The following is a 25,551-nucleotide window of genomic DNA, read 5'->3' as shown; positions in this document are numbered from 1 at the left end:
CATGGACCCAAACCGCTACCAGGGCATCGGGATGACCTCGCGCCGCACCCGCGAACGCCTGGTCAGCCGCCTGGCCGAGGAGGGCATCCGCGACCCGCGGGTGCTCCAGGCCATCCTCGAGGTGCCGCGCCACCTGTTCGTGGATGAGGCCCTGGCCAGTCGGGCCTACGACAACACGCCGTTGCCCATCGGCCACGGCCAGACCATCTCGCAGCCCTGGGTGGTGGCCCGCATGACGGAGCTGCTGATCGAGCAATCGATCCCGGAGCGGGTGCTGGAACTGGGCACGGGCTCCGGTTACCAGGCGGCCGTTCTGGCTTACCTGGGGGTCGAGGTGTACACCATCGAGCGGATCAAGGCGTTGGCCGACCAGGCCCGGCAGCGCATGCGCGATCTCAGGCTCCACCGCGTCCATGTCCGTTATGGCGATGGTAGCGAGGGGTGGGCGCAACACGCGCCCTACCAGGGCATCATTGTCACCGCCGCGCCCGAGGAGGTGCCCGACCCCTTATGGGACCAGCTGGACGAGGGTGGACGGCTGGTGGCGCCCCTGGGCGGGGCCGGCCGGCCCCAGGAGCTGGTGTTGATCGAGCGCGTGGATGGGGAGCTGCGCCGTCGCCACGTCGCCTCGGTCAGCTTCGTCCCGCTGCTGGGTGGGTGCCGTTGATGCATCCCTTCTCCTGGCTCTACGTCCGCATGCTGCTCTGGGCCGGCCACCCGCGCGCCCCCTGGTACCTGGGTACCCTGAGCTTCGCCGAGTCCTCCTTCTTTCCGATACCGCCCGACGTGATGCTGGCGCCGATGAGCCTGGCCCGCCCGCAGCGGGCGATGTGGTACGCCACGGTGACGACTCTGGCCTCGGTGGCGGGCGGGGTGCTGGGCTATTTCATCGGCTACTTCGCGTTGTCACTGGTGGAGCCCTGGATTCAGACCGCGGGGCAGTACGACGCCTATCAACAGGCTCGGGACTGGTTCGCCGACTGGGGCTTCTGGGTGGTCCTGCTGGCCGGTTTCTCGCCCATCCCTTACAAGGTCTTTACCATCGCCGCCGGCGCCATGGGTGTTGGTCTGCTGCCCTTCATCGTTGCCTCGCTGGTTGGGCGCGGTTCGCGCTTCTTTGCCGTGGCGGGTCTGGTCAGTTGGGGCGGACCCAAGGTCGAGCCACTGCTTCGGGCCTGGATCGATCGACTGGGTTGGGCGACAGTAGCACTATTGGTTTTCGGTTATGTGATCTATCAAGTGCTATGAACGGGCTGATCCGGCTGGCGTGGGTGGCCCTGGTGGCGGTTTCGCTGGCGGGCTGTACCACTTTCTCCTGGCCGTCGTTCACGGGCGACGGGAGCAGCCGGGTCTATCACTACGAGGTCCGCCCCGGTGACACGCTGTACGCCATCTCCTGGCGCCACGGCCTGGACTACCGCGACGTGGCCCGCTGGAATAACCTCGAATCCCCCGACCGTATCTACGCAGGTCAGCGCTTGCGGCTCAACCCGCCGGGCGCCGGCGGCCGCAGTGGTGGCGCCGTTGCCAGTCGCTCCGGCGGGGGCGGCACCCCCCCTTCCCGCAGCGATCGTCCAGCGACCGGAAGCACCACCGCAGGGCGCGACAGCCGGTCCACCGGAACCCCATCCCCCGTCCGCCAACAGGCGCCGGCCAGCGATATCGACTGGGACTGGCCGGTCTCCGGCCAGGTGGTCAAATCCTTCAATCGGGGCGGCGGCAAGCAGGGGATCGAGATCCGGGGGCGTGAGGGCGACGCCATCCGGGCGGCGGCCGCCGGCTCGGTGGTCTACAGTGGCTCGGCCCTGCGGGGCTACGGCAACCTGGTCATCATCAAGCACGACAGCCGGTACTTGACCGCCTATGGCTACAACCGGCGTTTGCAGGTGGGCGAGGGCGAGCAGGTGCGCCGGGGCCAGGTGATCGCCGAGATGGGGCACGGCCCGGGGGCCGACCACCCCGGGCTGCACTTCGAGCTGCGCCGGGACGGCGAGCCGGTGGACCCGACCCGGTATTTGCCGGAAAAGACTAATCAATAGGCCTAATATAGCTAAAAATTATTGTAAAGTGGTCGTTGCCCGGTTCTATAGTGACTCGTGTCAAGTTTCGGCTTGGCATTAACCATAAAAAATATATGTGCATCAATACACTGCACAGCACACGCTGAAGGGTAGCCAAGAGCGGACGCGCCGCGTCGCACCGTGGAACGTCTGCCATATGAGGGTCAGGATCGGAGGATCGCATGGCGGATCTCACAAGGCTTGATGCAGAGGAACCAGCAGTGGACATGGATATAGTCGATTCAGATGATAGGGACAACCGTAGTGAACCCGTGAGCCTGGACGGGGATACCCCCCAGGCCCTTACCGGCGAGACCGAACCCGTTAACCGTCCAGAGCCGCGTCTGCCCCGCCGACGGACGCAATCGGCCTACCAGGCCTCCCTGGACGCCACCCAGATTTACCTCAATGAAATCGGCTACTCCCCGCTGCTCTCCGCGGAGGAGGAGGTCTATTTCTCCCGCCGGGCCCAGCGTGGCGACGCCGCCGCCCGCGCCCGCATGATCGAAAGCAACCTGCGGCTGGTGGTCAAGATCGCGCGTCGCTATATGAACCGCGGTCTGGCCTTTCTCGACCTTATTGAGGAGGGCAACCTGGGGCTCATCCGGGCCGTCGAGAAGTTCGATCCCGAGCGGGGCTTCCGGTTCTCCACCTACGCCACCTGGTGGATCCGGCAGACCATCGAGCGGGCCATCATGAACCAGACCCGCACCATCCGGTTGCCCATTCACGTCATCAAGGAGATCAACCAGTATCTGCGGGCGGCCCGCAAGCTGACCCAGGAGCTGGACCACGAGCCCTCGGTGGAGGAGATCGCCGACCATATGGGCCGTGATGTGGAGGACGTGCGCCGGATGCGGGGGCTCAATGAGGGCACCACCTCGGTGGACGTGCCCATCGGCCGTGATGCGGATCGGGTGCTGCTCGACGCCATCCCGGATGAAAACAACGTCGACCCGGTCTCCGCGCTTCAGGACGGCGATGTCTTTGGCAACTTGGAGGCCTGGCTGGGTGAGCTGACCGAGAAACAGCGGGCGGTGGTGGAGCGCCGCTTCGGTCTCAACGGCCATGATCGGGCGACGCTGGAGCAGGTCGGCAATGAGATCGGCGTGACCCGTGAGCGGGTACGCCAGATCCAGATCGACGCCCTGCGCCGGCTGCGCGAGGTCATGGAGCGGGAGGGGTTCTCCCAGGACGCCGTGTTCGGCTGACGGCACCGCCATCAGGTTCAGACCCGGGCAGAGCACCCCGGCGGTCGGCGACCGTCGGGGTGCTCTGCGTTTGGTGGCAGGAGGCCGGCGGTGGGACCGGGGCTCAGTCGGTGAGGATCAGCGCCAGGGCCACGCGCCGGTCCTCACTCATCAGGATGTTGTAAGTCCGGCAGGCGGCATCGTTGGCCATCACCTCCACCCCGATGCCCTCGCGCAGCAGCGGCAGCATGATCTCCCTGGACGGGAAGCGCTGGCGCTCGCCGGTGCCCAGGATGATGACCTCGGGGGCCAGGCTGAGCACCGCCTCCATGTGCTCGGCGGTGAGCTCGTCCAGCGACTCCGGCCCCCAGTCGGTGATCAGCGACTCCAGGCCCAGGATCAGGCTGTTGCGGTGGCACTGGTCGTTGATCTGTACCTCGCCCGGCTGGTAGGCGCGTATGCGGTAGCGGGCGGTGCCGTACTCCTGAGTGATCTTCATTGGCCGGGGTCTCCGCGTAACAGGGGGTTTCAACCGCCCATTGTACCAAGGGGCTGGGTTTCAGGGGGCGGGGCCGCCGCGCACCGGGGATGACAAGCGGGGCGACAAATGGGTACATTGACACGCTTAGTTACCAGAATTAACGTGCCCGCCTTCCGCGCCGTATCCGACGCTGGGCGGGCTTAGCCGTATATGGAGTGCTGCGAGTACCATGAACCTGAGCGATGAGTTTCCCCGCATCAAGCGTCTGCCGCCCTATGTCTTCAATATTGTCAACGAGTTGAAGGCGGCGGCCCGTGCCCGCGGGGAGGACATCGTGGACTTCGGCATGGGCAACCCGGATCAGCCCACCCCGCAGCACATTGTCGACAAATTGACGGAGGTGGCCCAGCGCGGGGACACCCACCGTTACTCCATGTCCCGTGGCATCCCGCGCCTGCGTCGTGCCATTTGTAACTGGTACCGCGACCGCTACGATGTGGACCTGGACCGGGAGACCGAGGCCATCGTCACGATCGGCTCCAAGGAGGGTCTGGCGCACCTGGCGCTGGCCACGCTGGCCCCGGGCGACGCGGTGCTGGTCCCCAACCCGGCCTACCCCATTCACCCCTACGGGGTGGTGATTGCCGGGGCCGATATCCGGCATGTGCCCATGCTCCCCGACGGCGATTTCTTTGCCGAGATGGAGAAGGCCATCCGGGACAGTTATCCCAAGCCCAAGATGTTGATCCTTAACTTCCCGTCGAACCCCACCAGTGCCTGCGTGGACCTGGAGTTCTTCGAGAAGGTGGTGGCGGTGGCGCGTCAGCACAACATCTGGGTGGTCCACGATCTGGCCTACGCCGATATCGTGTTCGATGGCTACCGGGCGCCCTCCATCCTTGAAGTGCCGGGGGCGAAGGAGGTGGCCGTCGAGTCCTTCTCGCTGTCGAAGAGCTACAACATGCCGGGTTGGCGCGTCGGTTTCATGTGCGGCAACCGCCATCTGATCGCGGCGCTGGCGCGCATGAAATCCTACCTGGACTATGGCACCTTCACGCCCATCCAGGTGGCAGCCATTGCGGCGCTGGAGGGCCCTCAGGAGTGCGTCCAGGAGATCTGTGAGATGTACCGGCGGCGGCGTGACGTGCTCTGTGAAGGCCTTAATGCGGCCGGCTGGGAGGTGGAGAAACCCAAGGCCACCATGTTCGTCTGGGCCCGCATCCCGGAGCGCTATCGCGACATGGGCTCGCTGGAATTCGCCAAAAAGCTGCTGCGGGATGCCAAAGTGGCGGTCTCGCCGGGGATCGGCTTCGGTGATTACGGCGACGAGTACGTGCGCTTCGGGCTGATTGAGAACGAGCACCGCACGCGTCAGGCCATCCGCTGCATCAAGCAAATGTTCCGTCGGGACGGTCAGCACGACCAACAACAGGAAGGGGAGGTGAGCTCTTGAAACCGGTCAAAGTCGGCCTGCTAGGTCTGGGTACCGTGGGCAGCGGTACTGTGAATATCCTGGAGCGCAACAACGACGAGATCACCCGCCGCGCCGGCCGTGAGATCCAGGTGGTGGCCGCCGCCGCCCGCCACCTGGACCGTCCGCGCAGTTGCCGCACCGAGGGTATCCGCCTGACCAGCGACCCCTTCCAGGTGGTCGATGACCCTGAGACCGAGATCATCGTTGAGCTGATCGGCGGCTACGAGCCGGCCCGGGAGCTGGTGCTGCGCGCCATCGACAACGGCAAGCACGTGGTGACCGCCAACAAGGCGCTGATCGCCCTTCACGGTAATGAGATCTTCGCCCGTGCCCGGGACAAGGGCGTCACCGTGGTCTTCGAGGCGGCGGTGGCCGGCGGCATCCCGATCATCAAGGCCGTGCGCGAGGGCCTGACCGGCAACCGCATCCAGTGGCTGGCCGGCATCATCAATGGCACCGCCAATTACATCTTCACCGAGATGTTCTACGCCGGGCGCGAGTTCGGCGAGGTGCTGGCGGAAGCTCAGCGTCTGGGCTATGCCGAGGCCGACCCCACCTTCGACGTGGAGGGCATTGACGCGGCGCACAAGCTCACCATTCTGGCCTCCATCGCCTTCGGCATCCCGCTGCAGTTCGACAAGGTGCACGTGGAGGGTATCGCCCATGTCACCGCCGAGGATGTGGGCTGGGCAGAGGAGCTGGGCTACCGCATCAAACACCTGGGGATCTGTGTGCACGAGGAAAACGGTTACTCCCTCCGGGTGCACCCCACGCTGCTGCCCCAGCGGCACATGCTCGCCAACGTGGACGGGGTGATGAACGCGGTCATGGTCTGCGGTGACGCCGTGGGCCCCACGCTCTACTACGGCCCGGGTGCCGGCTCCGAGCCCACCGCCTCCGCGGTGGTGGCCGACCTGGTGGATGTGGTGCGCGAATTCAACCTGGAGCCGGAGAACCGCGTGCCCTACCTGGCCTTCCAGTCCCACTTCCTGTCCAACGACCCGGTGCTGGACATGGGCGAGGTGGAGAGTGCCTACTACATTCGCCTGATGGCCCAGGACGAGCCGGGCGTGCTCGCCGAGGTGACCCGCATCCTCGGTGAGTTGGGCATCAGCATTGAGGCGATCATGCAGAAGGAGCCGGCCCCGGGCGCCGAGGACGTGCCGGTCATCTTCCTGACCCACCGGGTCAAGGAACACCGCATGAACGCCGCTATCGAACAGATCGAGGCCCTGCCGGCCGTCAATGGGCGCCTGACGCGGATCCGCGTCGAGCGTTTCGATTCCTGATCCACCCGAGGTTTGCACACCGATGCCGTTCCGTCCGCGTTATACCGGTCTCATCGCGAAGTACCACGACCGCCTGCCGGTCAAGGATGACAGCCGCCTGATCAGTCTGGGCGAGGGCAACACCCCGCTCATCCGGCTCAACAACATCCCCGGCGAGCTGGGCAAGGACGTGGACATCTACGTCAAATACGAGGGGCTGAACCCCACCGGCTCGTTCAAGGACCGCGGCATGACCATGGCGGTGACCAAGGCGGTGGAGGAGGGCAGCAAGGCCATTATCTGCGCCTCCACCGGCAACACCTCGGCCTCGGCCGCCGCCTACGCCGCCCGTGCCGGCATCAAGGCCTTCGTGCTCATCCCCGACGGCAAGATCGCCATGGGCAAGCTCGCCCAGGCGATCATGCACGGCGCCGATGTGCTGCAGATCCGTGGCAACTTCGACGATGGCATGCGTCTGGTCAAGGAGGTGGCGGAGCAGGCCCCGGTGACCATCGTCAACTCGGTGAACCCCTACCGGCTCCAGGGCCAGAAGACCGCCGCCTTCGAGATCGTCGAGGAGCTGGAGCGCGCCCCTGACTATCACTGCCTGCCCGTGGGCAATGCCGGCAATATCACCGCCCACTGGATCGGCTACTGCGAGTACTCCGGGCGCGGCGAGGGCATCCTCACCGAGGCCTGCACCCTGTGCAACGGCCACTGCCGCTACGCCAGTGCTATTGTCGACAAGCGCCCGGTGATGGTGGGCTACCAGGCCAGCGGCAGCGCGCCCTTCCTGCGCGGCCACATGGTCGACGACCCGGAGACGGTGGCCACCGCCATCCGCATCGGCCATCCCCAGTCCTGGGACTACGCCTGGAAGGTCAAGGAGGAGTCCGGTGGCTGGTTCGACGAGTGCACGGACCAGGAGATCCTCGAGGCCCAGCGACTGTTGGCCGATCGCGAGGGCGTCTTCTGCGAGCCGGCCTCGGCCACGTCTCTGGCCGGTGCCCTGCGCGATATCCGCCACGGCACCATCCCCGAGGGCAGCACAGTGGTCTGCACCCTGACCGGCCACGGGTTGAAGGACCCGGATATCGCCATCCGCCAGTCCAGTGACGCCCTGCGCACCATCGACGCCACCCTGGACGACGTGCGCCGGGCGATCACGGATCGCCTGTAGGGGCCTGCCCGATGGCCGGCGAAGGTACCCTGCACCTGCTCCTGCCCGGCCTGCTCGGCCCGGTGCCCCGGGCCGCCGCCCGGGCACCCGAGGTCCTGGGGCGGTTTCCGGGGCTGGCCGATCTGCTCAACCGGAGCACTGCCGAGCGCTCCCCTTCCGGTGAGCTCACCACGCTGCTGGCGGCCCGGCTTGAGGATCCCGATGCCCTCTGCGCCGGCCCCCTGGGCCTGGTGGCGGAGGGCGTGGATCCTGCCGAAGGCTACTGGTTCCGTGCCGACCCGGTCATGCTGCACCCGGATCGTGACCGCATCGTCGTCTTTCACGGCGGCCCGGCGTTGCCGGAGCCGTCCGAGACCGACGAACTGGTGATGGCGTTCAACGGCTTTTTCTCCGGTGACGGTGTGGAACTGCGCGCCCCCGCCCCCCAGCGCTGGTACCTGCGGGTGCCGGAGGCGCTGGCCACGGTGACCACCACGCCCCTGCACGCGGTGATCGGCCGCGGCATGGGCGAGGCCCTGCCGCGGGGCGAGCAGGCCGGTCGCTGGGCCAGCCTGCTCAACGAGGCGCAGATGCTGTTCCATACCCATCCGGTCAACCAGGTGCGCCAGGATCAGGGCCGGCCCATGATCAATGGTATCTGGCCCTGGGGTGGGGGGCGATTGCGCCCGCTGCGGTGGCGCAATGAGCTCGCCGGCCTGCACGGGGACGACCTCACGCTGATCGGGCTCGGCAAGCACACCGGAGTGCAGGTGGCGCCGCTCGACCTGGACCGGTTGCCGGAGACCGATGATGGCGATCACCTGGTGGTCTGCGACGGTCCTGCCCGGGCCCTGGCCGAGCAGGATCTCGGCGCCTGGCTGGCCTGGCTGGAGGCGCTGGAGCGGGGTTGGTTCCGGGGCCTGGCCGCCAGTCGCCGCAGGGTGCGTCTGGACGCCGGTACCGGCCGGGCCTGGACCCGGACCGGTGGCGGCCGCTGGCGCTTCTGGCGCCGCCGCCACGACCTGGATCGCTGGTTGAGCCTGGAAGGCTGACCGCCCAAGTCTATCCTGCGAGTGCGATCCGGCCAGGAAGGCGCGCGCTCGCCCCGATTGGTTGCCCCATGCGCCGTATCGTCCGTCGTCCCGCTATCGAACTTCCCGCCGAGGTCTCAAACCGCCTGCCCGGCGTGCTCCAGCGGGTCTATGCCCGCCGTGAGATCCGCTCCGCACGGGAGCTGGAGCTCGGCCTGGCCCACTTGCTGCCGCCGGGCGACCTGGCCGGCATCGACCCGGCCACCCGGCTGCTGGCCGAGGCCCTGCGCCGCCAGCACCGGATCTGCGTGGTGGGCGATTTCGACGCCGATGGGGCCACCAGCTGCGCCCTGGCCCTGCGCGGCCTTCGGGCCATGGGCGCCCGGCGCATTGGTTATCTGGTGCCCAACCGCTTTGAGTACGGCTACGGGCTGTCGCCGGAGCTGGTGGACCTCGCCGTCCGCGAACAGGATCCGGACCTGATCATCACCGTGGACAACGGGATCTCCAGCCTGGAGGGGGTGGCCGCCGCCAGGGCCCGCGGCATCGGGGTGCTGGTCACCGACCACCACCTGCCCGGTGACGCGCTGCCCGCGGCCGATGCCATTGTCAATCCCAACCTCCCCGGGCAGGCCTTCGGCAGTCGCGCACTGGCCGGGGTGGGGGTCATGTTCTATGTCCTGGCCGCGTTACGCAGCCACCTGCGCCGGGAGGATTGGTTTGCCGACGAGCACCTGCCGGAACCCCGTCTGGACCGGCTGCTGGACCTGGTGGCGCTGGGTACGGTGGCCGATGTGGTGCCACTGGATCACAACAACCGCATCCTGGTGGCCCAGGGCCTGGGCCGGATCCGCACCGGCCAGGGCTGTCCGGGCATCCGCGCGCTGCTCGAGGTGGCCGGACGCGATCCCGATCGCCTGGTGGCCTCCGACCTGGGCTTTGCCGCCGGCCCGCGCCTGAACGCCGCCGGCCGGCTCACCGACATGGCGCTGGGGGTGGAGTGCCTGCTGACCGACGACCCGCGGCGGGCCCGGAGCCTTGCCGCGCGCCTCGACGGACTCAACCGGGAGCGCCGTGAGATCGAGGCGCGGATGACCGATGAGGCGTTGGCACTGCTCGACCACTTGGGCGATCCGGTCTCGGGCGGGCAGCGTCCGCTCGGTCTCTGCCTGATGGACGGGGCCTGGCACCAGGGGGTGATCGGTATCCTGGCCTCCCGGCTGAAGGAGCGCTATCAGTGTCCGGTGGTGGCCTTTGCGCCCACCGGAGAGGGTATGCTGAAGGGGTCCGGGCGCTCCGTGCCGGGGCTGCACCTCAGGGACCTACTGGAGGCCATCAGCCGGCGCCATCCGGGCCTGGTGGGGAAGTTCGGGGGGCATGCCATGGCCGCCGGACTCAACCTGCGGGCGGCGGACTTCCCGCGCTTTCGCGAGGCCTTCGAGGCCGCCTTGGCGGAGGCCCTGCGGGACGGGCTGCCGGACGCGGAGGTGGCCTCGGACGGGGAACTCACCGGCGCTGAGCTGAACCTCGATGCGGCGCGCCAGCTCCGCGAGGCCGGCCCCTGGGGCCAGGGCTTCCCCGAGCCGGTCTTCGACGGCTGTTTCCAGGTCACGGGCAGCCGGATCGTGGGCGAGCGCCATGTCCGCTTCAACCTGGCGCACCCGGACGGCGGCGGGCCCCTGGAGGCCATCGCCTTCAACGGCGTGGCCCAGGGCTGGGAGGCCCTGGACGGCGCCACCCCGAGACTCGCCTACCGCCTGGACGTCAACCACTGGCGGGGTCGGGAGCGGGCCCAGCTGGTGGTGGAACACGTGGAGCCCTGAGGGGAAACCCGAGCCATGATTGCCCTGATCATCCTGGCGGTGGTGGTGCTGGCGGTGCTCTACCTGCCCGGCTTGTGGGTTCGGCACGTCATGGCCAAGTACAGCACCCCGGCGGACCGCTACCCCGGCACCGGCGCGGAGCTGGCCCGGCACCTGCTCCGGCGCGCCCAGCTGGACGAGGTGGCCGTGGAGATGACCGACCCCGGTGCCGATCACTACGACCCGGAGGCGCGGGCGGTGCGGCTGTCACCGGACAACTACCGCGGGCGCTCGCTCACCGCTGTCACCGTCGCCGCCCACGAGGTGGGTCATGCCCTGCAGCACGCCAGCGGCTACCCGCCCTTCAAGGCGCGGGGCCACCTGGTGCGGCTGGCGGCCGGTGGGCAGCGCCTGGGCGCGATCATGATGTTCGCCATCCCGGTGGTCACCCTGCTGGTGCGGATGCCGGCCCCCGGGCTGCTGCTGTTCCTTGCCGGCATGCTCTCCATGGGGCTGGCGGCGGTGGTGCACCTGGTCACCCTGCCCACGGAGTGGGACGCCAGCTTCGGTCGCGCCCTGCCCATGCTGGAGCGGGGCCGCTATCTGAAACCGGTGGACTATCCCCACGCCCGCCGCATCCTCACCGCCGCGGCCCTCACCTACGTGGCCCAGTCATTGATGAGCCTGCTCAATATCTGGGCCTGGCTCAGGATGCTCCGGCGCTGAAGGTCAGCGGCAGCGCCACCACTCCCGTCATCGCCAGGGCCACCACCTCCTCCCCGTCATCGCGAGGGCCACCACCTCCTCCCCGTCATCGCGAGGGCCGCAGGCCCGCGGCGATCCAGGGCGGTAGACTGCCGCGTCGGCTTCGCCTCCTCGCAGTGACGGGGGCGGCGGCACCCCCACCGTCATCGCGAGGGCCGCAGGCCCGCGGCGATCCAGGGCGGTAGACTGCCGCGTCGGCTTCGCCTCCTCGCAGTGACGGGGGCGGTGGCACCCCCACCGTCATCGCGAGGGCCGCAGGCCCGCGGCGATCCAGGGCGGTAGACTGCCGCGTCGGCTTCGCCTCCTCGCAGTGACGGGGGCGGCGGCACCCCCACCGTCATCGCGAGGGCCGAAGGCCCGTGGCGATCCAGGGCGGTAGACTGCCGCGTCGGCTTCGCCTCCTCGCAGTGACGGGGGCGGTGGCACCCCCACCGTCATCGCGAGGGCCGCAGGCCCGCGGCGATCCAGGGCGGTAGACTGCCGCGTCGGCTTCGCCTCCTCGCAGTGACGGGGGCGGCGGCACCCCCACCGTCATCGCGAGGGCCGCAGGCCCGCGGCGATCCAGGGCGGTAGACTGCCGCGTCGGCTTCGCCTCCTCGCAGTGACGGGGGCGGCGGCACCCCCACCGTCATCGCGAGGGCCGAAGGCCCGTGGCGATCCAGGGCGGTAGACTGCCGCGTCGGCTTCGCCTCCTCGCAGTGACGGGGGCGGTGGCACCCCCACCGTCATCGCGAGGGCCGCAGGCCCGCGGCGATCCAGGGCGGTAGACTGCCGCGTCGGCTTCGCCTCCGCAGTGACGGGGGCGGTGGCACCCCCACCGTCATCGCGAGGGCCGCAGGCCCGTGGCGATCCAGGGCGGTAGACTGCCGCGTCGGCTTCGCCTCCTCGCAGTGACGGGGGGCGGACCCGCGCCCGCAGTGGTGGACGTCGCCATGTTCCAGCGTTTCCTTAGGGGCGTTGCTTCTTAATATTGGGCCGGGGATTTCGCGGGGAAAGACACAGGGCCTAAAACTAATTAATGGTGACACGTTGTCACGTCCCTCTTGCGATCCCAGGGCAGAGGGTGGATTATCTTAAATGCCCATGTGAGATAGATGTAAATGTTGAGTGTCGCGATAGGTTTCAAGCACCCCGATTGCAAAACAAAGGATAAGGCATATGGAACTCTGGGCAGAACTGTTGACCACCTGGATTGGCCTTCTCTCGCTGTTCGTCATTGTCTTTATGATCGGCATGATGGCCTTTCTGATTACGATGTTCATCCGCAAGTCGGCGAAAAAGCCGGATCAGGCGGAGGGACAGGACAAGGGCGGTATACCCGGCAGTCACCGACACCCTAGCCATTAACCGCCGGGCGGCGGCCCCTGCCGTCGTAGCCATGACCATCGGGGTGTCGGAGGCGCTTACAGGCGCCTCCGACGCTGCCTGTTGAATTTTTCCCGGGCACTGGCAGCGGCGGCCGTCGCTTCGGTATTCTGGCGTCTATATCCCTCTGCTTGTCCGCACCGGGGTTGTACTGTCCGCATCGGTGCCTCCCCGTGATCCGCATCGGTGCCTCCCCGTGACCGGAACGCGGCCATGGCGGCCCGTAATTCCCGTTTCCTGACCCGAAGTGCCGTTCGCCCGTTATCCGCCGGGCGCCGAAGCCCTGTGCGGACACGCCGCCGACTTGCCGGCGTGCTGACGGGCGCCGCTGGCGGATCTGATACAGTCCTGCAACGGGCACCGGGTGGCGGCCCTGTGGCAAATCACACACCCACCGCGCGATCTGCCACAGGGCGCCGACGGTCTGCACCGCTAACCCGCTGTTTCGCCGGGTGTAAAGAGTTGGCCCGGTTTCTGCAGGAGTATGGCCGTGTCCATTAATCAGATCCTCACTGTGGTGGTTATGGCCCTCATCTTGGCCCTGCTTATCGTGCTGGGCTGGAGGGGGCCTTCTCTTTTACAGCCCACCGCGGGTAACGAGGCCCGGGTCGACGGTGACTGCGACCTGCATCGGGGTGCCTGCGAGGCGCACTGGCCTGATGGAACACAGTTGACATTCGCGATTACCCCCCGCCCTATCCGCATGCAGCAGCGGCTGCAGCTGCATGCGGAGGTGACAGGGCCGACCCCGCCCGAGCGGGTCCAAGTGGACTTCCAGGGCGTGGAAATGTACATGGGCTATAACCGTCCGGAGCTGGAACGGCGGGACGGGCGTTGGCAAAGCCTGGGCATCCTGCCCTTGTGCGTGGCCGATCAAATGACCTGGGAGGCCACGGTGATGCTGCATCGGGGTGAGGCCGACGAGGACCTTTACACCGCGCGATTCCGGTTCCTGACCCGCCGCGACGACGCCGGCGATCTGCCGGCCGATGCATTGGATAGGGAGTGATTGATGAAGGGAAAGCCCCATGTCACCGCGCTGCTGATCCTGCTGATCCTATTGCTGTTGGGTACGCTCTATTGGCTGGTGGTGGGTATGGCGCCGTCGGAGCCGGAGGGCGCGGACGGCGGGCACGAGCGCCTGGAGCTGGTGGCCGAGCCGGTGGGCGGTGACTTCACCCTCATCAGCAAGCAGGGCGAGGTCTCGCTCTCCGATTTCGAGGGCAAGCTGGTGCTCATCTATTTCGGTTACGTCTTCTGCCCCGATGTCTGCCCCGACTCGCTCGCCCGGGTGGCTGCCGCGCTGGAGCAGCTCGATGACGAGGCGCGGGCGCAGGTGCAACCGCTGTTCGTCAGCATTGACCCGGAGCGTGACACCCTGGACCACCTGGACCACTACGCGCGCTGGTTTCATGAGGACATCGTCGGCCTGACCGGCGATCCGGAGGTTATTCGCGAGATCGCCGACCGCTACGGCGCGGCGTACCGCAAGGTCGAGGAGGAGGGCCAGGCCGGCTACCTGGTGGACCACTCTTCATTCTTCTACCTGGTGGACCGCCAGGGCGAACTCGACGAGATCCTGCCCCACGGCATGGATCCCGCCGAAATGGCCGCCGCCTTGCGCGCGGCGCTGTAATGGGGTGAACCGCAAAAACCAGCGGAGGAACGGAAACCGATGAAGACCACGACCCAACTGACCCTGGCCGGGCTGCTGACGGCCTCCCTCATGGGCACGGTGCAGGCGCTGGAGGTGAGCGACCCCTGGGTGCGCGCCATGCCGCCGGGCCACCACTCCACGGCGGCCTACATGCAGCTTGAGAACACCCGCGACGAGGCGGTGCGCGTGGTGCGGGCGCAGGCACCGGGGACCACGGAGCGGGTGGAACTGCACACCCACATCCACGACGACGGCGTGATGCGCATGCGCGAGGTGCCGGACATCGAGGTGCCCGCCGGCGAGACCGTCAGCCTGGAGCCGGGCGGCCTGCACGTGATGCTGATGGAGCTGCCGGCGATGCCCGAGACTGGCAGCAATGTAGAACTCATCCTGGAGCTGGATGATGGCACGGAGCTGACCCTGCAGGCCCCGGTGCGGGATCACCGGGGTGGGGGTCATGGCCACTGACAGGTCCTGGGGCGAGACGCCGCGCCGTGTCCGCTAGCGGCGCGGCGGGCGCCTCGCCCGCGGTCTGACTCAGAAGGGGCGGATGGTGTGCCGGTGGTTGACGGGGCCGGCCCCCTGGCCCAGTGCCCGCGCCGTGCGCAGGGCCTCGTGCAGGTAGGCGCGGCCCCGCACCACCGCGTCGCGCACCGACAACCCCTGGGCGATGCCGGCGGCGATGGCACTGGCCAGCGTGCAGCCGGTGCCGTGGGTGTGACGGGTGGGCAGCCGCGGCGCCTCAAAGCACTCCACGCCCTCGGCGTCCGCCAGTACGTCGAGCACGTCGTCCCCCTTGGCGTGGCCGCCCTTCAGTAGCACCGCGTCCGGCCCGAGCGCCAGCAGCTCCCGGGCCGCCTCGATGCGCGCCTCCCGGTCCGCCAGGGTCCGGCCCAACAGCTTTTCCGCCTCCGGCAGGTTGGGGGTGAGCAGGGTGGCGCGCGGCAGCAGTTGCTCGCGCAGGCAGTCGATCGCTGAGTCCGCCAGCAACTCCGCACCGCTCTGGGACACCATGACCGGGTCCACCACCACCGGGATGTGCGGCGCCTGGGTCTGTAGCGCCTGGGCCACGGTCTCGATGGCAGGCACATCGTGCAGCATGCCCGTCTTGATGCAATCGGCGCCGATGTCGTTCAGCACCGCGGTGATCTGCGCCTGCAGGAAATCCGGCGGCACCGGCAGGATGTCGCTGACCTCCAGCGTGTTCTGTGCGGTGAGCGCCGAGATGGCCGTGGCTGCATAGGCGTCCAGGGCGGTGATGGTCTTGATGTCTGCTTGGATGCCGGCGCCGCCACCGGAATCGGAGCCGGCGATCACCAGCACCCGAGGCTCCACAGCCGGCGTCTCCGTCGCTGTCTCGCTCATGCTCAGCTCTCCTGCAGATCCTGCATGGTCAGCCCTTCCAGGCGGCACTCGTCAGGGGTGCAGCGTAACACGCTGCCCTGATCGAACCAGTCGCCCAGCACGATGCGCTCCGCCGGCTCACCGGCCACCTCCAACGTGTGGACCGCCGGCCGGTGGGTGTGGCCGTGGATCATGCGCCGCACGGCGTGCCGCTCCATGGCCGCCTGCACCGCCTCCGGGTTCACGTCCATGATATCGTCCGGCAGCGTGCTGTTGCGGTTCTGACTGTAGTCGCGCGCCTCCCTGGCCTTGGCCAGTCGCTCCTCCCGCGGGAGGGCGAGAAACTCCGCCTGCCACTTCGGGTCAAGCACCATGCTGCGGAAGGCCTGGTACTCCGGGTCGTCGGTGCACAGGCTGTCGCCGTGCAGCAGCAGGGTGGGCTCCCCGAAGAGGTCGATCACCGCCTCGTCCGGCAGCAGGGTGCAGCCACTGAGCTCGGCAAACCCCTCCCCCATGAGGAAGTCGCGGTTGCCGCGCATCACATACAGCGGGGTGCCGCTGGCCGCAAAGTCGCGCATACCGGCCAAGACCGGGTGCTCCGCGGGGAGGGTGTCGTCCCCCAGCCACGCCTCGAACAGATCCCCCAGGATGTACAGCGCCCCCGCCTCATCGCGGCTGCGCTGGAGAAAGGCGAGAAAGAGTTCGACGATCTCGGGACGGCGCTCGTCGAGGTGCAAATCGGCAATGAAAAGTATCGGGGCCTGGGGGGCAGTCATCGGCGTCCTCTTATTCCGTGAGCGGTATCAGCGAAAGGATACTGCGCCCGCGCGGGGCGACGCAAAACGGGTGTTTGTTCCGCCCGCTTTTGCGCCGGATGAGCCTGGCCGGATAACATAGCGCGGTTATGACGCCTACAAACGTAAAAACCCGATTCGCCCCCAGCCCCACCGGCCGCATGCACCTGGGGAATCTGCGCACGGCGCTGTTCAATGCCCTGCTGGCACGCAGTCGCGGTGGCCGCTTCCTGCTGCGGCTGGAGGATACCGACGAGAGCCGCAGCAGCGGCGCCCACGCCCAGACGCTGATGGCCGACCTGCGCTGGATGGGTCTGCACTGGGATGAGGGCCCGGAGGCCGGCGGTGAGGCCGGTCCCTACCACCAGTCGGAGCGTGGCGCGGTCTATGAGCGCTACTATCGGGCACTGGAGGCAGCGGACCAGGCCTATCCCTGCTTCTGTACCGAGCGCGAGCTGGAGCTCTCCCGCAAGGCCCAGCGCGCCGCCGGCAAGCCGCCCCGCTATGCGGGCACCTGCGCCCACCTCACCGCCGAGGAGCGCGAGCGGCGCCGGGCCGAGGGCCGCCGGCCCACCCTGCGTTTCCGGGTGCCGGCGGAGGAGACCGTCGTCTTCCACGACCTGGTTCGGGGCGAGCAGCGCTTTCCCACCGACGAGATCGGTGATTTCATCATCCGCCGCGCCGACGGCACGGCGGCGTTCTTCTTCTGCAACGCGGTGGACGATGCCCTGATGGGGGTCAGCCACGTGCTTCGCGGCGAGGACCATCTGACCAACACCCCGCGCCAGCTCCTGCTGCTGCGGGCGCTGGACCTGCCGCAGCCCGAGTACGGCCACATCAACCTGATCACCGGGGACGACGGCGCGCCGCTGTCCAAGCGCAACGGCAGCCTGTCGGTGGCGGAGCTGCGCGAGGCCGGCTGGCTGCCCGAGGCGGTGCTCAACTACCTGGCGCGGCTGGGTCATCACTACACCGGCGAGGTGGAGTCGCAGTTACTCGATCTGCAGGGGCTGGCGGACGCCTTCCGCACCGACGCCCTGGGCCGGGCCCCGGCGCGCTTTGACCGTCACCAGCTCAGCCACTGGCAGCAGTTGGCGGTGCACCGGGCCGATGAGGCCACCCTGGCCCCCTGGCTGGAGCGGCTGGACGACGCCGTGCCGGCGGACCGGCGCCGGGCCCTGCTGGCGGCGGTGCGGGACAACATCCTCTTCCCTGACGACCTGGCGGCGTGGGGTCAGCGGGTGTTCGGCCCGTTGCCGGCGTTGGCACCGGATACGGAGGCGGTCATCCGCGACGCCGGGCCGGCCTTCTACGAGGCGGCGCTGGCGGAGCTGGAGACCACCGCCGGTGACTTCCCGGCCTTGGCCAAGGCCGTGCGCAAGGCCACTGGCGCCAAGGGCCGGCAGCTCTTCATGCCGCTACGCGCGGCGCTCACCGGCCTGTGCCGGGGCCCGGAACTGGGACCGGTCTACGCCCTGATGCCCGTCGATATCGCCCGATGTCGGCTGGAGCAGGCGCGCGAGCTTGCCGCCACCACGCCATGAAACGGGCGGCCCCCGCTATCCGGGGCCGTACGCCGGGGATCAACGAATTGAACAGGGACGCCGGAATGCTGCATATCCACAACAGCCTGACCCAACGCAAAGAGCGCTTCGAACCCATCCAACCCGGTCACGTGCGCATGTACGTGTGCGGCATGACGGTGTACGACTACTGCCATTTGGGCCATGCCCGTGCCCTGGTGGTGTTCGACATGGTAGCCCGCTACCTGCGCCACCTCGGCTACCGGGTCACCTTCGTGCGCAATATCACCGATATCGACGACAAGATCATCCGCCGCGCTGCCGAACTCGGCGAGCCCATGGGCGCGGTGACCGAGCGCTTCATCCGTGCCATGCATGAGGATGCCGAGGCGCTGGGGGTGCTGCCCCCGGACCACGAGCCGCGGGCCACCGGCCATATCGACGACATCATCGCCATGATCGAGCGCTTGGTCGAGCGCGGCCACGCCTACGTGGCCGATGATGGCGACGTCTACTTCGCCGTCTCCAGCTACCCGGAGTACGGCAAGCTCTCCGGGGAACGGCAGGAGGACCTGCGCGCCGGTGCCCGGGTCGAGGTGGACGAGGGCAAGCGCGACCCGGTGGACTTCGCCCTGTGGAAGGCGGCCCGCCCCGGAGAGCCCGCCTGGCCCTCGCCCTGGGGCGAGGGGCGGCCGGGCTGGCATATCGAGTGCTCGGCCATGTCCACGCAGGTGCTGGGCGATCACTTCGACATCCACGGCGGCGGTCTGGACCTGAAGTTTCCGCACCACGAGAACGAGATCGCCCAGAGCGAGTGCGCCACCGGCCACCCCTTCGTCAACTACTGGATGCACAACGGCCACGTCCGCATCAATGACGAGAAGATGGCCAAGTCGCTGGGCAACTTCTTCACCGTGCGCGAAGTGCTCAGCGAGCACCGCGCCGAGGCGGTGCGGCTGTTCCTGCTCTCCAGCCATTACCGCAGCCCGCTCAACTACTCCCTGGACGGGCTGCGCCAGGCCCAGGGGGCGTTGGAGCGACTCTACCTGGCGCTGCGCGGCCTGCCGGAGGCGCCGGTGCCGGAGGCGGACCCGCAGGGTTTCCGGGCCCGCTTCCACGCCGCCATGGACGACGACTTCAACACCCCGGAGGCGCTGGCGGTGTTGTTCGAGCTGGCCCGGGAGGTCAATCGCCTGCGGCAGGGGGACGACGACGCCGGAGCGGCGGCCCCGGGGGCGCTGTTGAGGGTGTTGGGCGGCGTGCTGGGGCTGCTCCAGGACGACCCCGAGCGCTTCCTGCGCGGCGGCGACGCCGGTGGTGATGAGGATGCGGAGATTGACGCGCTGGTCGCCCGCCGCACCGAGGCCCGCAAGAACAGGGACTTCGCCGAGGCCGACCGCATTCGCGACGAACTGGCGGAACGGGGTATCATCCTCGAGGACGGCCCGCAGGGGACCACCTGGAGACGCGAATAAGCCATGGAGCTGCCCGACGCCCTTCCACTCTACCTCGGTGCCGCCGGCCTGGTGCTGGCCGTGCTGGCGCTGTTGGTAAGCTGGCGGGCGGTGGCGTCGGTGCGGCGGCTGCGGCGCCGGTTGGAGGGCCTGGAGAGCGGCCTGCGGCGCACTAATGAGCAGTACCAGGGGCTGTCCACCGCGGCGGTGGGCTCCGGGGATCAGCTCGCCAAGACCCAGCAGGAGCTCACCCGGCTGAAATCGCGCATTGAGCAGGTGGCGCAGAGCGCCCCGGCGCCCGCCGGCTACGAGCAGGCCATCCGGATGGCACGCAAGGGTATGGGGGCCGCCGAGATCATGGAGACCTGCGGCGTCGGGCAGGTGGAGGCGGATCTCATCGTGCGCCTGCATGGCCCGCAGGCCGGGCAGAGCCAGCAATAGGGTGGCCGCAACCGGGGGCTAGTCGTCCCTTTGCGCCCCTGTCTCACCCCGCGGGGCGCCCTGGTCGCGCTGCCGTTCCTCCCAGCCCTCCGGAAAACGGCCCTTCACCAGGTAGGCAAAGGCGATCACCTCCGCCACCACCCGGTAGAGCGACTCGGGGATCGCCTGCTCCAGCTCCAGTTGGGCGAGCACGGCCACCAGGTCGGCGTCGGTTTCCAGCGGCACGTCGTGTTCCGCCGCCAGCTCGATGATGCGTTCGGCCAGCGGTCCGGCGCCTTTGGCGGTCACCCGGGGCGCGCCCTGGCCACCGTACTCCAGGGCCACGGCCAGGCGGCGCTTGCCCTCCAGGGGCGGGGTGTTGTCGTTACGTCCACTCACCGGTTCAGGCCCTCAGGTCCAGCAGGGGCCGGCGCGCCCCGGGGTCGGGCTCGGGGGGATGGGGTGGCCGGCCCCGTTGGCAGCCCATGTAGCCCAGTTCGAAGCCCTGGGCGCGCAGGCGGGCCTCCAGGCGGGGCAGGAGATCATCCAGCACCGCCACGGTCTCGTCGCGTTCCGCCCACCAGGCGATGCTCACCGTCTCGCCGCGCAGCCGCACGATGGCATGGAGCGGGCCGGTGCGCCGGAAGTCGAACCCGAGCCGCAACTCCAGGGGACGACCGCCGTCCTCATCCTCCCCCGACCCGGTGCTGTCGTCGTCGCGTACCCGCAGGCGCAGCAGATCCAGCTCGCCCCCGTCCTTCAGCGGCAGGTCCAGGCTGAAGTCCAGCCGCTGCTCCAGTGCCGCGGTCTGCACCTGCAGCAACTGCACCCGGGCCAGGGCGCTCTCGGTCTGGCGCAGTAGGGTGGCCAGCAGGCCCTCCGCAGGCAGACCGGGCAGTGGCGCGGCGCCCCGGCCGGTCGCCTCCGGCGCACTGCCAGCGGTACGGTTCTGACCGGCCGGGGGCGTACCGCCGCTGGCGGCCTGCTGGCGGATGCGGCTGGCCAGGCGCAGCAGCGCCGCCTTGAGGTCCTGATTGAGCACCTGAGCGGCCGCGGTGCTCTGGGCCTGCGGGCTTTGGGCCGTTGGTTGCAGGAGGGTGGCGAGACGGGCCTCAAGCAGGGGGCCGGCCTGCTGCAGGGCCTGGCGAAACCCCTCGGGCCGGCCAGCCTGCTCGGCGGTGGGGATGCGGGCGAGGAGCGCGTTCACGGCCTCGCGCACCGGCGCGGGCAGCTGGCGCCCGGCGGCCGCCTCGCCCCGGCCCGGCCGGCTGGCGGCGAGCTGATCCAGGAGGGGGGCGAGGCTGCCCTGCTGGGGTAATAGCTGGCGCAGGGCGTTGTTGATGGCCGGCTCGCGTCCCCGGTGCTCGAGCACTTTGAGCGTGACCCGGGGTTGGAGTTCGGCCACCTGCAGGCTCAGCCGGTCGCCCTCGCGCAGCGGGATCTCGGCGCGGGCACCGAGCAGGTGGTTGGCCATCTGCAAAGCCAGGTGGCCGTCGGGACCGGTGCGCACGGTGGCCTGCAGCACCTGGTCCAGGCGCAGGGCCAGCGCCGGCCGGGCGATATTGGCCCCGCGGATCTCCAGCGTCGGTGTGGTGTGGGTAATCTTCATGCGCGGGCTCCTGTGCTGATTGTACACCCGCGCGCAGGGTGGGGTGGCCGGCGACGGTTGGCCGGCAGCCTTTGGCCGTCGTGGTGTCAACCCGCCGGCAGTCGCTTGCCGGGGGTCGTCAGTAACCCGTCACTGACTACGGCAATTCGGACTGTCCCTTGGCAAATCCCCCCTTATTACACTGTGAAAACAGTGGGTTGTGGTGTTGGCACACATTTCGCTTGCTCTCTGTCACAGGTAATCGGCCGGAGAGGACCATGAGCGAACAGGTGGTGTCCATGGAAAGCAGGGTGGGGAAGCCGCAGGCGGTGCCGACGGCGTCGTCGCCGGAAGGGGTGGCGCTGCGGGTGGCATTGCGCCTGCAGAGCACGCTGGACCCGGCCGCGGTGCTGCGCTACTTCCTGCAGGAGTGTGAACCGCTGATCGGTCTGGCGTCGGTGCGCTTTCAGAGCGAGGCCCTGCCCGAGGTGCTGCAGGCGGGAAGCGCCCGGCGCTGCCGGGTGGTGCAGCGGCTGCGCCTCAACGGGCGTCTGCTTGGTGAATTGACCCTGTCGCGGGCCGCGCCCTGGCGGCCAGAGGACCGGGAGGCCCTGGACCAGTTGGTGGCCCTGCTGGTGCACCCGCTGAACAATGCTGTCCGCTTTCAGCAGGCCGAGGCCGCCGGCCGGAAGGACAGCCTGACCGGGCTGCAGAACCGCCAGGCGCTGGCGGAGGCGCTGGCGCGGGAGGTCAGCCTGGCGCACCGGCACGGCCATCCACTCTCGCTCATGGTGGTGGACCTGGACCGGTTCAAGGCAATCAACGACACCCACGGCCATCGGGTGGGGGACACGGCGCTGTGCCGGCTTGCGGCCTTGCTGCAGGAGAACTGCCGTGGCGGCGACCTGGTGTTTCGCTACGCCGGCGATGAGTTCGTGGTGCTCATGGCGCACACGGCGGCGGCCGGGGCGGTGCGCTCGGGGCAGCGCCTGCTGGCGCGCATGGCGCAGGAGACCCTGGCCATCGGCGAATCCGACGACCAACTCAACCTGCGCGCCAGTGCCGGGGTGGCGGAGTTGGAGCCGGAGGAGGCGGGCGAGGGGCTGTTCCATCGTGCCGACATGGCCCTGCTGCGGGCCAAGCGCTACGGGCGGGAGCGCCTGGTCTGCGACTGAGCCCATGGCGCCCCCGGCCTGACACCGCGCGGCCCTTGTTGTACCATTGCGCGTTTTCCGCGATCACGGTAACGCGAGGGTACCGCGAACATGGAACTGAACCCGATTACCCAGAAGATCGATGACCTCAAGGGCCGTGCCGAGGCCCTTAGGGGGTATCTTTGACTACGACCTCAAGCGTGAACGGCTAGAGGAGGTCACCCGCGAGCTGGAGCAGCCTGAGGTCTGGAACGACCCGGAGCGGGCCCAGTCCTTAGGGCGCGAGCGCGCCCAGCTGGAAGGCCTGGTTGAGACCTTTGAGCGCCTGGACAGCGTGCTCGGCGATGCCGACGAGCTGCTGGAGATGGCCGCCGACGAGGGCGACGAGGAGACGGTGGCCGCACTGCAATCGGACCTGGGCGACTGTGAGCGCGAGCTGCAGAAGCTGGAGTTCCGGCGGATGTTCTCCGGTGAGATGGACCCGGCCAATGCCTTCATGGACATCCAGGCCGGCGCCGGCGGCACCGAGGCGCAGGACTGGGCGAACATGCTGTTGCGCATGTACCTGCGTTGGGGCGAACGCCACGGCTTCAAGACCGAAATCATCGAGTTGTCCGAGGGCGACGAGGCCGGCATCAAGAGTGCCACGGTCAAGTTCGAGGGTGAGTACGCCTTCGGCTGGCTGCGCACCGAGATCGGCATCCACCGCCTGGTGCGCAAGTCGCCTTTCGACTCCGGCAACCGCCGTCATACCTCCTTTGCGTCGGTGTTCGTCTCGCCCGAGGTGGACGACGACGTGGATATCGACATCAACCCGGCCGACCTGCGGGTGGACGTCTACCGCGCCTCCGGGGCGGGCGGCCAGCACGTCAACCGCACGGAATCGGCGGTGCGGATCACCCACATGCCCAGCGGCATCGTGGTGCAGTGCCAGCAGGACCGCTCCCAGCACAAGAACCGCGCCACGGCGATGAAGCAGCTCAAATCCAAGCTCTTCGAGCTGGAGATGCAGAAGCGTCGCGACGAGGCCGAGGCGGTGGAGGGGACCAAGTCGGACATCGGCTGGGGCAACCAGATCCGCTCCTACGTGCTGGACCAGAGCCGCATCAAGGACCTGCGCACCGGCGTCGAGGTGGGCAATACCCAGGCGGTGCTGGACGGCGATCTCGATCAGTTCATCGAGGCCAGTCTCAAGGCCGGCGTCTGAGCGCGCCCGCGCCCGACCCCCGGGGGCCGACCCGGGGGCCGAGGCCCGGCCCCTGTCCGCCCGCGGCGCTTTCCCAAGGTTGACCAACAGAGCAGATGACCATGACCGAGCAGGACGACAACAAGCTCATCGCCCAGCGGCGGGAAAAGCTCGCCGCGTTGCGCGAGGCCGGCCAGGCCTTCCCCAACGACTTCCGCCGCGACAGCCTGGCAGCGGACATCCACGCCCGCTGCGCGGAGCTGGACGACGAGGCGCTGGAGGCGGAGAACATCCGCGTGCGGGTGGCCGGGCGGATGATGGCCAAGCGGGTGATGGGCAAGGCGAGCTTTACCCACCTGCAGGATCAGTCCGGTCGCATCCAGCTCTTTCTGGCCCGAGATGAGCTGCCGGAGGGGGTCTACCAGCAGTTCAAGGGCTGGGATGTCGGTGACATCATCGGCGCGGCGGGGACGTTGTTCCGCACCCGCAAGGGCGAGCTGTCGGTTAAGGTGGACGAGCTGCGCCTGCTCACCAAGTCGCTGCGCCCGCTGCCCGAGAAGTACCACGGGCTGACGGACACCGAGGCGCGCTACCGCCAGCGCTACGTCGACCTGATCATGAACGACGACTCACGCCGGGTCTTCATGCTGCGCAGCCGGCTGGTGGCGGGCATTCGTGACTTTTTGAACGGCCGTGGTTTTCTCGAGGTGGAGACGCCGATGATGCAGCCCATTCCGGGCGGCGCGACGGCGCGACCGTTCGTGACCCATCACAACGCCCTGGGCGCGGACCTGTACCTGCGGGTGGCGCCGGAGCTGTACCTGAAGCGGCTGGTGGTGGGCGGCTTCGAACAGGTCTACGAGATCAACCGGAATTTCCGTAACGAGGGGGTGAGCACCCGCCACAACCCCGAGTTCACGATGCTGGAGTTCTATCAGGCCTACGCGGATCACAACGACCTGATGGACCTGACCGAGGCTATGCTGCGGCGGCTGGCCGAGGAGCAGTTGGGCACGACGCAGATCACCTATCAGGGTGAAACCTTCGACTTCGGCCGGCCCTTCCGGCGGATCCGGATGGTGGATGCGATCTGTGAGTTCAACCCCGACATCGGGCCGGAGGCGCTGACCGACCGGGATTCGGCGCTCAACCTGGCTGGGCACCTGAACATCCCGCTGATGGGGCATGAGGGGCTCGGCAAGCTGCAGATGGTGATCTTCGAGACCACGACGGAGCACAAGCTGCGCGAGCCCACGTTCGTGACCCACTACCCCAAGGAGGTCTCGCCGCTGGCCCGGCCGGTGGATGACGACCCCTTCTACACCGAGCGGTTCGAGCTGATCGTCGGCGGCCGGGAGATTGCCAATGGCTTCTCCGAGCTGAACGACGCCGAGGACCAGGCGGAGCGGTTCCGGGCCCAGGCGGCGGAAAAGGCCGCCGGCGATGACGAGGCGATGCACTACGACGCCGATTTCATCCGGGCGCTGGAGTACGGGTTACCCCCCACGGCGGGCGAGGGCATCGGCATCGACCGGCTGGTGATGCTCTTCGCCGACGCCCCATCCATCCGGGACGTCCTGCTGTTCCCGGCCATGCGCCCGGAGACGGGGGAGTAACACCCACCCCCACCGTCACCCCGGGCGCGGGCCCGCCCCCATCGCCACTGCGAGCCCGGCCCCGCCCACCGTCACGGCGACCCCGGCCCCGCCCCACCGTCACAGGGAGCGCGGACCCGCCCCCACCGTCACAGGGAGCGCGGACCCGCCCCCACCGTCACTGCGAGCCCGGCCCTGCCCCACCGTCACTGCGAGGAGGCGAAGCCGACGCGGCAGTCTA

Annotated in this window: 25 protein-coding genes; 20 read left to right on the top strand and 5 right to left on the bottom strand. The window is 68.6% G+C overall.

The annotated features are described in order from the left end of the window. Position 1 precedes the first annotated feature (1 nt). The 4 genes from MLG_RS09295 to rpoS all read left to right on the top strand — a co-directional run bounded on the left by MLG_RS09295 (position 2) and on the right by rpoS (position 3,271). Complete coding sequence (locus tag MLG_RS09295; protein WP_011629566.1) at positions 2 to 667, top strand: protein-L-isoaspartate(D-aspartate) O-methyltransferase; 666 nt, start codon at positions 2 to 4, stop codon at positions 665 to 667. Further along, positions 667 to 1,248 (top strand): YqaA family protein, encoded by a 582-nt coding sequence (locus tag MLG_RS09290; protein WP_011629565.1) that lies wholly within the window; start codon positions 667 to 669, stop codon positions 1,246 to 1,248. The genes MLG_RS09295 and MLG_RS09290 overlap by 1 nt, the downstream gene beginning before the upstream one ends. Beyond that, entirely contained in the window at positions 1,245 to 2,039 is a 795-nt protein-coding gene (locus MLG_RS09285) for a peptidoglycan DD-metalloendopeptidase family protein (protein WP_011629564.1), read from the top strand. Before MLG_RS09290 ends, MLG_RS09285 begins: the two co-directional genes overlap by 4 nt. A gap of 203 nt (positions 2,040 to 2,242) precedes the next feature. Then, a complete protein-coding gene (rpoS, locus tag MLG_RS09280) occupies positions 2,243 to 3,271 on the top strand; it encodes an RNA polymerase sigma factor RpoS (protein WP_011629563.1) in 1,029 nt (342 codons plus the stop codon). A 103-nt stretch (positions 3,272 to 3,374) separates the two neighbouring features. Here the strand turns inward: rpoS and MLG_RS09275 are convergent, their stop codons facing one another. After that, positions 3,375 to 3,749, bottom strand: a complete 375-nt coding sequence (locus MLG_RS09275; RefSeq protein ID WP_011629562.1) for an Mth938-like domain-containing protein — start codon at positions 3,747 to 3,749, stop codon at positions 3,375 to 3,377. 217 nt (positions 3,750 to 3,966) lie between these two features. Here MLG_RS09275 and alaC point away from each other — a divergent pair, with 217 nt between their 5' ends. From alaC to MLG_RS09225, 10 genes are all read left to right on the top strand, one after another. Further along, the gene (gene alaC, locus MLG_RS09270) at positions 3,967 to 5,184 is read left to right on the top strand and encodes an alanine transaminase (protein WP_041718516.1); all 1,218 of its coding nucleotides are present in this window, start codon (positions 3,967 to 3,969) and stop codon (positions 5,182 to 5,184) included. After that, the gene (locus MLG_RS09265) at positions 5,181 to 6,494 is read left to right on the top strand and encodes a homoserine dehydrogenase (protein WP_011629560.1); all 1,314 of its coding nucleotides are present in this window, start codon (positions 5,181 to 5,183) and stop codon (positions 6,492 to 6,494) included. The genes alaC and MLG_RS09265 overlap by 4 nt, the downstream gene beginning before the upstream one ends. 22 nt (positions 6,495 to 6,516) lie before the next feature. Then, positions 6,517 to 7,653, top strand: a complete 1,137-nt coding sequence (thrC, locus tag MLG_RS09260) for a threonine synthase (RefSeq protein WP_011629559.1) — start codon at positions 6,517 to 6,519, stop codon at positions 7,651 to 7,653. A gap of 11 nt (positions 7,654 to 7,664) precedes the next feature. Then, positions 7,665 to 8,684: a hypothetical protein gene (locus MLG_RS09255; protein WP_011629558.1), complete on the top strand. Its 1,020-nt coding sequence runs from the start codon at positions 7,665 to 7,667 to the stop codon at positions 8,682 to 8,684. 68 nt (positions 8,685 to 8,752) lie between these two features. Continuing rightward, positions 8,753 to 10,486 carry a single-stranded-DNA-specific exonuclease RecJ gene (gene recJ / locus MLG_RS09250; RefSeq protein WP_011629557.1) on the top strand — a complete coding sequence of 578 codons (1,734 nt, stop codon included), beginning with the start codon at positions 8,753 to 8,755 and terminating at the stop codon, positions 10,484 to 10,486. A 15-nt stretch (positions 10,487 to 10,501) separates the two neighbouring features. After that, on the top strand, positions 10,502 to 11,191 hold the full coding sequence (locus MLG_RS09245) for a zinc metallopeptidase (RefSeq protein WP_011629556.1): 690 nt from the start codon (positions 10,502 to 10,504) through the stop codon (positions 11,189 to 11,191). 1,197 nt (positions 11,192 to 12,388) lie between these two features. Next, positions 12,389 to 12,577 (top strand): DUF3149 domain-containing protein, encoded by a 189-nt coding sequence (locus MLG_RS09240; protein WP_011629555.1) that lies wholly within the window; start codon positions 12,389 to 12,391, stop codon positions 12,575 to 12,577. 508 nt (positions 12,578 to 13,085) lie between these two features. Beyond that, positions 13,086 to 13,604: a hypothetical protein gene (locus MLG_RS09235; protein WP_011629554.1), complete on the top strand. Its 519-nt coding sequence runs from the start codon at positions 13,086 to 13,088 to the stop codon at positions 13,602 to 13,604. A gap of 3 nt (positions 13,605 to 13,607) precedes the next feature. Further along, a complete protein-coding gene (locus MLG_RS09230) occupies positions 13,608 to 14,231 on the top strand; it encodes an SCO family protein (RefSeq protein ID WP_011629553.1) in 624 nt (207 codons plus the stop codon). Between the two features lie 39 nt (positions 14,232 to 14,270). Next, on the top strand, positions 14,271 to 14,720 hold the full coding sequence (locus MLG_RS09225) for a copper chaperone PCu(A)C (protein WP_011629552.1): 450 nt from the start codon (positions 14,271 to 14,273) through the stop codon (positions 14,718 to 14,720). A 69-nt stretch (positions 14,721 to 14,789) separates the two neighbouring features. Here the strand turns inward: MLG_RS09225 and thiD are convergent, their stop codons facing one another. Beyond that, the gene (thiD, locus tag MLG_RS09220) at positions 14,790 to 15,617 is read right to left on the bottom strand and encodes a bifunctional hydroxymethylpyrimidine kinase/phosphomethylpyrimidine kinase (RefSeq protein WP_011629551.1); all 828 of its coding nucleotides are present in this window, start codon (positions 15,615 to 15,617) and stop codon (positions 14,790 to 14,792) included. A gap of 2 nt (positions 15,618 to 15,619) precedes the next feature. Beyond that, positions 15,620 to 16,372 (bottom strand): UDP-2,3-diacylglucosamine diphosphatase, encoded by a 753-nt coding sequence (locus tag MLG_RS09215; protein WP_011629550.1) that lies wholly within the window; start codon positions 16,370 to 16,372, stop codon positions 15,620 to 15,622. Positions 16,373 to 16,500: 128 nt separating this feature from the next. On the opposite strand from MLG_RS09215, the gene gltX reads away from it, so the two are divergent. The 3 genes from gltX to MLG_RS09200 all read left to right on the top strand — a co-directional run bounded on the left by gltX (position 16,501) and on the right by MLG_RS09200 (position 19,808). Next, positions 16,501 to 17,934, top strand: a complete 1,434-nt coding sequence (gene gltX / locus MLG_RS09210; protein WP_011629549.1) for a glutamate--tRNA ligase — start codon at positions 16,501 to 16,503, stop codon at positions 17,932 to 17,934. 65 nt (positions 17,935 to 17,999) lie between these two features. Next, positions 18,000 to 19,388 carry a cysteine--tRNA ligase gene (gene cysS / locus MLG_RS09205; protein ID WP_041717996.1) on the top strand — a complete coding sequence of 463 codons (1,389 nt, stop codon included), beginning with the start codon at positions 18,000 to 18,002 and terminating at the stop codon, positions 19,386 to 19,388. Between the two features lie 3 nt (positions 19,389 to 19,391). Next, a complete protein-coding gene (locus MLG_RS09200; protein ID WP_011629547.1) occupies positions 19,392 to 19,808 on the top strand; it encodes a DUF2802 domain-containing protein in 417 nt (138 codons plus the stop codon). Positions 19,809 to 19,826: 18 nt separating this feature from the next. On the opposite strand, the gene MLG_RS09195 is transcribed toward MLG_RS09200, so the two are convergent. Next, positions 19,827 to 20,186, bottom strand: a complete 360-nt coding sequence (locus MLG_RS09195) for an EscU/YscU/HrcU family type III secretion system export apparatus switch protein (protein WP_011629546.1) — start codon at positions 20,184 to 20,186, stop codon at positions 19,827 to 19,829. Positions 20,187 to 20,190: 4 nt separating this feature from the next. Continuing rightward, positions 20,191 to 21,396: a flagellar hook-length control protein FliK gene (locus MLG_RS09190; protein ID WP_011629545.1), complete on the bottom strand. Its 1,206-nt coding sequence runs from the start codon at positions 21,394 to 21,396 to the stop codon at positions 20,191 to 20,193. Between the two features lie 257 nt (positions 21,397 to 21,653). On the opposite strand from MLG_RS09190, the gene MLG_RS09185 reads away from it, so the two are divergent. The 3 genes from MLG_RS09185 (at position 21,654) to lysS (ending at position 25,331) form a co-directional block, all read left to right on the top strand. Next, complete coding sequence (locus MLG_RS09185) at positions 21,654 to 22,550, top strand: GGDEF domain-containing protein (RefSeq protein WP_049753556.1); 897 nt, start codon at positions 21,654 to 21,656, stop codon at positions 22,548 to 22,550. Between the two features lie 90 nt (positions 22,551 to 22,640). After that, a protein-coding gene (gene prfB / locus MLG_RS09180; RefSeq protein WP_156774668.1) for a peptide chain release factor 2 occupies positions 22,641 to 23,736 on the top strand; the annotation gives its coding sequence in 2 pieces (ribosomal slippage) (positions 22,641 to 22,712 and positions 22,714 to 23,736; 1,095 coding nt in all). Between the two features lie 101 nt (positions 23,737 to 23,837). Continuing rightward, the gene (gene lysS / locus MLG_RS09175; protein ID WP_041718510.1) at positions 23,838 to 25,331 is read left to right on the top strand and encodes a lysine--tRNA ligase; all 1,494 of its coding nucleotides are present in this window, start codon (positions 23,838 to 23,840) and stop codon (positions 25,329 to 25,331) included. The last annotated feature ends 220 nt before the right edge of the window (positions 25,332 to 25,551 follow it).

The organism is Alkalilimnicola ehrlichii MLHE-1, from assembly GCF_000014785.1.
In the GTDB taxonomy this organism is placed as follows: domain Bacteria; phylum Pseudomonadota; class Gammaproteobacteria; order Nitrococcales; family Halorhodospiraceae; genus Alkalilimnicola; species Alkalilimnicola ehrlichii.
The sequence above is the reverse complement of the archived record's forward strand: the minus strand, read 5'-3'. Positions and strand labels throughout refer to the sequence as shown.